Annotated in this window: 9 protein-coding genes; 3 read left to right on the top strand and 6 right to left on the bottom strand. The window is 46.1% G+C overall.

Annotation, left to right across the window (positions count from 1 at the left end; translation table 11 throughout):
• Window positions 1-4: 4 nt before the first annotated feature.
• Window positions 5-688, bottom strand: a complete 684-nt coding sequence (locus tag ACLFWI_RS20685; RefSeq protein WP_446414475.1) for a Crp/Fnr family transcriptional regulator — start codon at window positions 686-688, stop codon at window positions 5-7.
• A 165-nt stretch (window positions 689-853) separates the two neighbouring features.
• Window positions 854-2,050, bottom strand: coding sequence for a 1-deoxy-D-xylulose-5-phosphate reductoisomerase (gene dxr, locus ACLFWI_RS20680; RefSeq protein ID WP_446414474.1), 1,197 nt, complete (start codon window positions 2,048-2,050; stop codon window positions 854-856).
• A gap of 46 nt (window positions 2,051-2,096) precedes the next feature.
• Between dxr and ACLFWI_RS20675 the strand changes: the two genes are divergently transcribed.
• Window positions 2,097-2,351: a hypothetical protein gene (locus ACLFWI_RS20675; protein WP_446414473.1), complete on the top strand. Its 255-nt coding sequence runs from the start codon at window positions 2,097-2,099 to the stop codon at window positions 2,349-2,351.
• Here ACLFWI_RS20675 and ACLFWI_RS20670 read toward each other — a convergent pair.
• From ACLFWI_RS20670 to ACLFWI_RS20660, 3 genes are all read right to left on the bottom strand, one after another.
• Window positions 2,294-3,064 carry a hypothetical protein gene (locus ACLFWI_RS20670; RefSeq protein WP_446414472.1) on the bottom strand — a complete coding sequence of 257 codons (771 nt, stop codon included), beginning with the start codon at window positions 3,062-3,064 and terminating at the stop codon, window positions 2,294-2,296. The two genes, ACLFWI_RS20675 and ACLFWI_RS20670, sit on opposite strands and share 58 nt — an antisense overlap.
• A gap of 347 nt (window positions 3,065-3,411) precedes the next feature.
• Window positions 3,412-4,029 (bottom strand): hypothetical protein, encoded by a 618-nt coding sequence (locus ACLFWI_RS20665; RefSeq protein WP_446414471.1) that lies wholly within the window; start codon window positions 4,027-4,029, stop codon window positions 3,412-3,414.
• A gap of 171 nt (window positions 4,030-4,200) precedes the next feature.
• On the bottom strand, window positions 4,201-5,292 hold the full coding sequence (locus tag ACLFWI_RS20660; RefSeq protein ID WP_446414470.1) for an ATP-binding protein: 1,092 nt from the start codon (window positions 5,290-5,292) through the stop codon (window positions 4,201-4,203).
• A 133-nt stretch (window positions 5,293-5,425) separates the two neighbouring features.
• Between ACLFWI_RS20660 and ACLFWI_RS20655 the strand changes: the two genes are divergently transcribed.
• Window positions 5,426-5,569, top strand: coding sequence for a hypothetical protein (locus ACLFWI_RS20655; protein WP_446409963.1), 144 nt, complete (start codon window positions 5,426-5,428; stop codon window positions 5,567-5,569).
• A 230-nt stretch (window positions 5,570-5,799) separates the two neighbouring features.
• A complete protein-coding gene (locus tag ACLFWI_RS20650; RefSeq protein WP_446414469.1) occupies window positions 5,800-6,849 on the top strand; it encodes an N-acetylmuramoyl-L-alanine amidase in 1,050 nt (349 codons plus the stop codon).
• A gap of 112 nt (window positions 6,850-6,961) precedes the next feature.
• On the opposite strand, the gene ACLFWI_RS20645 is transcribed toward ACLFWI_RS20650, so the two are convergent.
• Window positions 6,962-8,473, bottom strand: coding sequence for a hydroxysqualene dehydroxylase (locus ACLFWI_RS20645; RefSeq protein WP_446414468.1), 1,512 nt, complete (start codon window positions 8,471-8,473; stop codon window positions 6,962-6,964).
• Window positions 8,474-9,127 lie beyond the last annotated feature (654 nt).

Here is a 9,127-nt window from a genome sequence, read left to right as displayed (position 1 = left end):
TATCCTAAAGCCGTCCAGCTAGATGGGTTAGTTGTTTGAGATTAATCAAACAAAGTTTTTGGTCTTGGGGGTCAACATCAGTCCAACCCTTACTTTCCAGCTTTTTCATGATTTTAGCTGTATCTTCCACACTGATATCTGTAACCTCAGCTAAGTCTTTATAGGGAATGTTATGGATTTCGGTTCCCTTTTCCCCCACTTGACCATAATTCTCTGCTAAGTTGACCAAAGTATTGGCTAACTTAATCGCCGGGGGTTGATGGCGTCGTTGAAAGCGAACATTGGTCTGACGCAGCCGTCTAACCATCAGTTGTAGCATCCGGTGGTGTAACTGGGGATCTTTGAACAGGGTTTGAATGAAGCGCTGGGCGGAGACGCTGAGTAATTTGACCGATGAAAGGGCGACAACATCTGTAGACCGGGGAGATTCATCCAAGATTGCCATCTCGCCAAAAAAATCTCCCCGACCCAAAATTGCCAAAGTAACGGCGTTGTCCCCATACAGGCGTCGAACTTTGACCCAACCGGACATGATAAAGTAAACAGCATTACCCCAGGCATCTTCCATTAAAACGGCTCGTCCTGTGGGATATTCATGTTCAACTCCAACTGACAACAGCCATTCTAGTGTCTCGGGGTTCGCCGTATTAAATAGAGGGAAAAGCTCACTAAAAGCTTTGGTGTGCATGAAAGGTTTATTAAAGTTGGATCGTCTAAGATTCCATTACACCACACCAGAACAACAGTCCCCAACTTCCTTAAGTTAGTGGTCTGTGAGCCGGGGTGCAGGAGTGCAGAGGGGTAGGGGTTTAGGAGGGGTTAACCGTAAGTTAATTGACCAATACTGTTTTTATTATCGCAGGGAAACCACGCGATCGCTCTTTTCTAGGGTTGGATAAATCCGTAAGACTTCCTCTCTTGCCCAGCGATCAGCGGCTAGAATATCTTCTAGTCCAGGATCAGGGCAGTTATCGTGGGTGTGGCGATCGCAGGTTTGCTCAATACACCGGGCAATGTCTAAGTATTGGATTTTCTCGTCTAAAAACAGTGCCACGGCTTGCTCATTAGCGGCGTTTAATACCGCCGGCATTGAACCCCCAGCCCGCCCTGCGGCGTAGGCTAATTGCATACAGGGATATTTATCATGGTCGGGTTGTTTAAATGTCAATGTCCCCGCCTTGACTAAATCCAAGGGTTCCCAGTCTGTATAGATGCGATCGGGCCAGGATAAGGCATAGAGTAGGGGTAAGCGCATATCGGGCCAGCCTAACTGGGCTAAGACCGAGGTATCTTGTAATTCGATTAAGGAGTGAATAATGCTCTGGGGATGGATGACAATATCGATATCGTCATAATCCATACCGAAGAGGAAGTGCGCTTCAATCACCTCTAGCCCCTTATTCATCAAGGTAGCGGAATCGACGGTAATTTTGCGCCCCATCGACCAGTTAGGATGTTTAATCGCATCGGCAACTGTTACCTCCCCTAACCTGTCCACTGACCAATCCCGGAAAGCGCCCCCAGATGCGGTGAGGATAATTCGCCGTAATCCGCCCTCTGGGACTCCCTGAAGGCATTGGAAGATGGCAGAATGTTCCGAGTCAGCCGGAAGCAGTTTAACGCCATGTTTGGCAATTAGGGGATTGACAACGGGTCCCCCGGCGATTAGGGTTTCCTTGTTGGCTAAAGCAATATCTTTTCCGGCTTCAATGGCGGCAATGGTGGGGAGCAATCCGGCACATCCAACAATCCCAGTAACTACCGCTTCAGCATCACCATAACGGGCAACCTCCACCACACCCGCTTCTCCAGCGACTAGAATCGGTTGGGGATCAAGATCTGCGATCGCGGATTTTAGGTCAGGTAATTTTTCCGCATCACAAATTGCTACGATTTCCGGTCGAAACTGCCGAATCTGGGCAGCTAGTAGTTCCACATTGCGCCGGGAAGCCAATCCCACCAACCGGAATTGGTCTGGATGGTGAGTCAGAATCTCTAGGGTTTGGGTGCCAATCGATCCAGTGGAGCCGAGGAGAGTAATTGATTTCACAACAGTTTCTTAAGAATTCGCCGCTCTTTATTACTATAGGATTATTTTGCACATCGTTCATCAGCCTGGAACTAAAGTTCCGGCTAAAAGCTTAAACCCGTTAAAACGGGTTCACAAGTTTACCCAGTCAGTTGTAGGTTGGGTTGACGCCAGGAAACCCAACACCATTATTGATTTGCTGGCTAAGGTTTTTAGTGATGCGATCGCGTATGGTGAAGACTGCACAACGACAAACTCAAGATATTACTCCCCTGTCTCTCTGGCAAACCAGCGCCGGATTAGTTCCACCTGGAAGCCGTAGCCGCAACCACTATCTTCAATTAACTCCCGTTGCAACAGTAAATTAAGGGTAGGATTCAAATGATCCGGAAAGTCGCGGGATAAAGCCGCCTTACCAATACTCACTCCTTCCCCTTGTGCGGCTAAAAAGCGCAGTATCGCCAATCCCAACTCATCCACTTGATTGCGTTCGATGTCCGCAAAGAAGAAGCTACCACTACTTAACGCTTCAGGTATAGCGGCTTCCACATCAGCTACGGTTGCTAGTCGGCGAACGGGTACCTCTTGCTCATTTTTCAGGGCGACAATCTCAGAGCAAAGTAACGCCACAGCAAACGCTACGCTCCCCGCCACGCTCACCATCATGGCAAAAGTTGCGCCTAACATCATGCTCCCCGCCACACCCCCCACTACGCCTAACACCAATACAACCTCAATTTCATTCAATGATGCTCCCAGAGCCAACAATACTAAACCCAAAATTAAATTGGCAAGTATTGGTAAAATGAAGTATACCTGAAACAGAAGTTTCCAGAATTTCGGATTTTGCCACTGCAAGGAATTGCCTCGGTTATGGTGAAAGTCCAAGGTATAATCAATTCGTTTTAGATGGTTACAAAACGCTGAGGGATGAAAGATTATCCAAAAAAACAATTGCAAACTTCCCAGAATCAAGTTTGGGTGCTGCTCAGGTGAATCAGTATAGGCATTGCGGGGAACCGAAGGTGAAGACATCTCAGTTTAGGATTAAAACGTGACTCTGTGAATAGGAAAATTCAGTATAACTCACATATTCCACCAGTTTCACCAACCGCCTAGGGTTGAAACCCAAGGAACCAAAAGCGAAAGTTGTCTAAAGACGACTGAATAAGAGTTTTAGTCCACTTTAGTGGACTTGAGCTCTTAGCCCGGAGTTTGAACTCCGGGCGGATGTCGGGGGAGCATCCCAATTTGGCACGTTGGCTCTTTGAATGGGGCTGAAAGCCTTGCAATTGCGTTACTTGAGGTAATGCTTTGTCCAAAACGGGATGCTCCCGATGTCGGGGCTTACTGACAAAGATGCAAGTCTGAGATATAACGAGTTACAATTGCTGTTCCAACTGTAACTCACATTGTTGAAAAACATAATTAACCGCAGCAAATAACCGCTCCAAGTCCTGAATTGTATAAAACCGCTTATTTTGGGTAAAGTTATCAGATATCAGTTGACCAAACTGCCAGATCGCCCCATTGGAAACAACACCAAATATTCTTTGTCCTGGATCATTGTTAATTTTCTGCACCGCCACCATCTCTGCCAAACATTGCCCCCATCCTTCAGTAAAATCACTCTCCTTCTTTGCCTCAACCACTACAAAATAGGGCTTATCGAACACCACTGTCCCCAAGGGGGAGCGCTTTGCCACGATATAATCAGGAGTCCCCGATAAGTTTTCATCGTAGGTCAATGCTTGGTGACTCCAAAGCAGAAAATTGCGGCGATAAGCTTTCCAAACTTCTTTTAATATGGGATAAATAATCGTCTCACAAATCGCCATCTCGGAATTGTCAAATACCCCCTCATTTAAAATTAACTCTAATTCATTTCTAAAATTGTCACTCACGTCAAATTCAATCTCGGTAATGAAATTGTCCCGAACATATTTGATCTGAAACGTTTTAGCGACTACGCCAATACTTTTATAACTGCTAAATGACATGGTTGACCTCTGTATCGTGGGTGGGCGGCGACGGTTGAATCGATATAGAATTGGTGGGCAATGCCCACCCTACTGGGGTTGTAGAGATGTTTCGGTAGAATGTCTGGGCGGGTTTAGTTACATCTGGGTGCAACCGAAAATAGAGTAGTAAAACCCGCCCCTACACAGACTCTAAAAATTCGTGAAAGGTTCTATCTGTCTTAATCCCTCCTCCCGCCAATCATCCCCCGTTTCCCCCTCTTCCAAACTAAACAAACGTTCGCGACACAGAATTTGCAGCAGCAGGGGTAAACATTGACTTTTCTCTAAAATCCAGGCTACATCTTCAACCGGAAACGGAATCGGTGAACTATCAATCAATTCCCGCGCTTCCGCCTCCGTCAATGCGCCCAGATAGGCGGTATAGCCAAAGATATTGAAAAAGGGAGAACTATGTCCCGTATGAGACGCCAAATCCAGGGGAGATTCCGGTGTGGCTAAAATAAAAGCCAGATTTCCCCCTGTCTGATTCGTGGCTAGAGACCGTAAACTTTCCCAAAACCCATCATCTAATTCTGGACAACGCTGCAATCCCACGCCAATTTCATCCAATAAAATAACGGTGGGTGAATGCAAATGGCTACTCACCACATCCATAAAATAATCCAGGTGACAAGGATTAGGCACTTTCATATTCATGGCTTCTAGAATATAACCCAGCAATTTCTCTTGGCTTGCCATCCGTGTATCCTGAAAATCCACAAATATCCAGCAGTAGCGTTCGGGATGGGGTAACCAGTCCGATTTTTGACCGGGACGTAATTCGTCCGGTGGCGTCGTGGTAATGGTTTTCAAGTAGTGTAACAGAGAGGTTTTGCCGATGCGCCGCTTCCCGATAATGGCTGCATTTTGTAGGGGATGGCGTTTGAGTAAATTGAACAGGCGTTTAAGTTCTCGTTTGCGCCCAAAAAAGTAGCGGGGATGGGTGATGGGTGTCCCGGTGATGAAGGGTGAAGACTCCTCCAGGGTTGGGTTTGAGTCATTGGGAGATGGTGGATTGTCTGACTCATCTAAATAAATATCTCGCCAGTTTAACCCCAATGCTTCGCACAGTTCGACAAAATACTCAAAATCAACGGGTTCGCCATTGAGGAATTTTTTCACCGTGGATAACGATGGGGTAACGTGTTCAGCAAACTTCTTTTGGCTGGGGTAGCCATTGCGCCGAAGTGCTGATTTGACAAGGTTTCTGTAGTCTGGGGCAACTTTAAGCGATCGCGCCATTATTCATAATCAGCGACAAGTGGATTCAGGTCAACTCAAAGTTAGCCATAAGTCAGCTACCTCAGCCAAATTTCTCAACCCGGTACTCACCTAGCCTTCTCCTTGAATAGGATTAAGAGTTCAATCTGATTCAATGAAACGATTTGAAGACCTCAAAACCATCCTGGAGATAATTGTAATCTTCGCGGCGCTGGCTGAATACCCCCTGCTGCTAGTGACGGCGGTTGTCGTTGTCTGGATGTATGTGCTAATCAACGATAAGGATATTGAAGGGTAGAATTTCTATAGCCGTTGGTTTGACATAAGGGGAATTATCCTGATTGGGAAGTCCCTCAATTGTAAATAATTAACATTTAACTCCATCAGGTGCGAGACAATCTCAAATCCTCCTTTTAAAATCGAGGAAGCCACTTTTACTTTTATTCAAAACAATAAGTGGGTGGACACAATTAAAGTTAACGGTGGATAGTGTCATTCGTCATTCATTTATGTAAGGGAACTTTAACGGTGAAACTGCACTGGCTACTTCCCAGTTTTCTCGGCTTTTTTTTGCTCTCCTTTCCAGCGCAAGCGGCGAGATTACTCTCCTGGCGCTTTGATGTGAATCAAAATCAACTTGTCTTTACCACTGATGAAGGGGTACAACCCAGAGGAGAATTTCTTACCAATCCCAACCGCCTGGTGATTGATTTACCCGGTATCCCCCTGGAGAATGCCAAATTAGAACAATTAGTCGGTGGTGCAGTGCGGGTGGTGCGTGTTAGTCAATTGAACCCCCAAACCACGCGCTTGGTGATTGAGTTTAATCCGGGTTATACGATTAATCCCCAACAAGTTCTATTGAAGGGATTCTCCCCTCGGATGTGGACAGTGCAGTTACCACCACCGCAACAAATGGTTCAATTAACTACACCAACCCCCCTACCATCGCAAAATTCTGTTATACCTCCAACAACCAGCAATCCTCCCTTCAATCTCTCCCAAGTTCCCAACCGCCGTATTGTGGTTATGGTTGATCCCGGACATGGGGGAAAAGATCCCGGTGCAGTTGGGTTAAATGGATTGCGGGAAAAGGATGTAATTTTGCCCATTTCTCAACAAGTTGCTGCTATTTTACAGCAACAAGGAATTCAAGTAATTCTCACTCGAACCAGCGATTATTTTGTAGACTTAGCACCCCGCGTGGAGATGGCAAGACAAGCCCAGGCGGACTTATTTGTGAGTATTCATGCGAATGCTGTTGGTCGTCGTCCTGATGTGAATGGATTGGAAACCTATTATTACTCGAATGGTCAGGGTCTGGCTCAAACCATTCATGATAGTATTTTACAGGCAATTCCGATTCGCGATCGCGGCGTGAAACAAGCCCGATTTTACGTGCTGCGGAATAACCCTATCCCTGCTGTTCTTGTGGAAGTTGGATTTGTTACCGGACGAGAGGATAACCCACGCCTAGGGACACCCGAATATCAGAGTCAAATGGCAGGCGCGATCGCACAAGGTATCTTACAATATATTCGGCAGAATCCAACGAATAAATTGTCGGGGCGGGTTTAGCTGCTTAGGGCTTGCTATTGACCGATAACCTTTCCACAAAACCCGCCCTTCCTAACCTCGTGCCTTCGGCATCGAAATAAATCCCATCTGCCATCTGCCATCTGCCTTGCTGCTAAGGCAACCAAAAATCGGGTAATACTGTTTTCCCCCAATCCCGTACCCTTTTATTAATCATCCGCCCCAGTTGAATATGAGGTTCATCAGGTTCAACCGGAATAATCGTTGCCTTATTTCCGTACCCAAAACGGTCAATTACCAAATTTGCCGCCTCTAAACCCGTTATGTATGCCTTCTCCTGTGACCAAGAACCGTGCTTCGTAACAATCCAATCCCCACTCATAAACACATTATCAATTGGAGTTGTTGCTGGCAGCAAATACTGATAACTTCCCGGTGCAAAATGCGTTACTCCTTGCGGTACACGAATCACACTGCTATCAATAACCTTGGCATCCCGGAACTCTGGCACACAAGTGGCTAAATCTCGATGAACCTTTGCCACAATTTGCTCATCACTCATCGGCAATAACTGATTCGCATGATAAAAATCTGCTTCAATGACACTTCCCGGTTCATAAGCATATTCATCATGCAACGCATTCAAATCAAAAAATGTCCACCCCGTCGTCGGATCAAAGCCAAAACAAGCATTAGACGGATTCCGCAGAATAACTTTTCGGTCAAACCATAACCGGGTTGCCAGAACATCAATTGCGCCTAAGTTTCTCAAATTCCGGAATTCCGAATAGGGTGGCAAGCTACTACTCGCACTGACAATTTTTTTCATGCCATTGACACTAACGGCAAAAATAACCGCATCGGCTTCAAAGACGTCCTCTCCACAGACAACCGCTTTCGCTTTACCCCTATCGTCCAAGAGAATATCGTTTACCCGCTTATTCGTCAGCACTCGTCCCCCGGCTTTCTCAATCTGCTCCACCCAGGGTTTAAAAATCATCTCTGCCACCGTTCCCCGACACCAGACAACATCAAAATTAGGTTGGTGAGCCAAAATGAAGTAATAGAGCATTCCCAGGGCGGCAGCGGCTGAACATTGCTCACCGGGGGCAAATAGCCCCACCAATAGCATCGGTTCAAAGGAATCTCGATACAATCGGGCAGAGACACCAAACTGTTTAAAGAGTTCGCGGGCAGTTACCTGATCATAACGTCGCCATGCTTGATCAGAATTATCAAAATCAATCAGAGCATACAACAGAGGTAAAGCAGAAAGCCTGTCAATCAGAGGTAAGCGTCTAAACTTAGGATAGAGAAACGTTCCTAATGGAGTAGGAAGCGGGAACTCATTCTGAAACAGAGGCGATTCGACTTCTAACCCAGCAGGAGAATATTGGCAGGAATGGGTAAAAGGTGTGAAAGGTTGAAGTCCCAATTCGTTAACCAGGCGAAAGATATTGCGATAGGGATACCAGAACCCATGAATACCCCCCTCGACTGAACGTCCGCCAGAGGTTTTCCATCCAGCTACTAATCCACCGAGATAGGGGGCGGCTTCTAGAAGAGTAACATTGTAGCCTTGTTGAGCAAGATGATAAGTCGCACCTAAACCTGCCCATCCTGCACCAACGACGACTATCCGCTTTTGTGCTGACGCTTCTGACATCCTTGATCTCATAACTCTCTCTTTATTTAGAATGCCATGATTAGGGGCTTGCGTCAGCCCAACTGAAGCCCAAATAAGGAAGCAGGCAAGATGCCCGCTCTAATTCAGGTTGGAAAAAGCTGGTTGAAGCTTTCTCACTTCCCACTCCCTAAACTCTCGAACAGTTTTCCAGGTATGAAATTGGGAAGGTGAGGGGCCAAAAAACGGTGGCAATCATAAAGACTATCCGACACCGAGTTTTTTGCTCCGACGATAAATCCGTCTCTTGCTGGAATGCATTTAACCAGTTTATGCAAAATAATCCAGCGATTAATAAGTAAATTGTCAGAAGTCCTAGTATCATAATCCTATTGAGTAGAGAAGTTTACTGCATCTATTCCAAGTGATGATGGAACAAATTAGTTTTTTGACTCCAGCAGTTTACCAAACGAGTCCTGATAATAGGCAAGTGATTACATGATTAAGCATACACACCAGTTCTTTTTCCCAAAGAATAGTGGAATGTGCCTCTATCTAAAGGAATAGTTTTCAGGAAAGTCAAAAAGGAAAGCTGCTTGAGGTAACGTTCGCTACCTATATCCCCCTTCCGTCCCCCTTTTGATCCCCCTCTTCCCTATTAGATCCCCCTCTTCCCTATTAGATCCCCCTCTTCCC

This window comes from Coleofasciculus sp., from assembly GCF_046539235.1.
Classification (GTDB): domain Bacteria; phylum Cyanobacteriota; class Cyanobacteriia; order Cyanobacteriales; family Coleofasciculaceae; genus Coleofasciculus.
The sequence above is the reverse complement of the archived record's forward strand: the minus strand, read 5'-3'. Positions and strand labels throughout refer to the sequence as shown.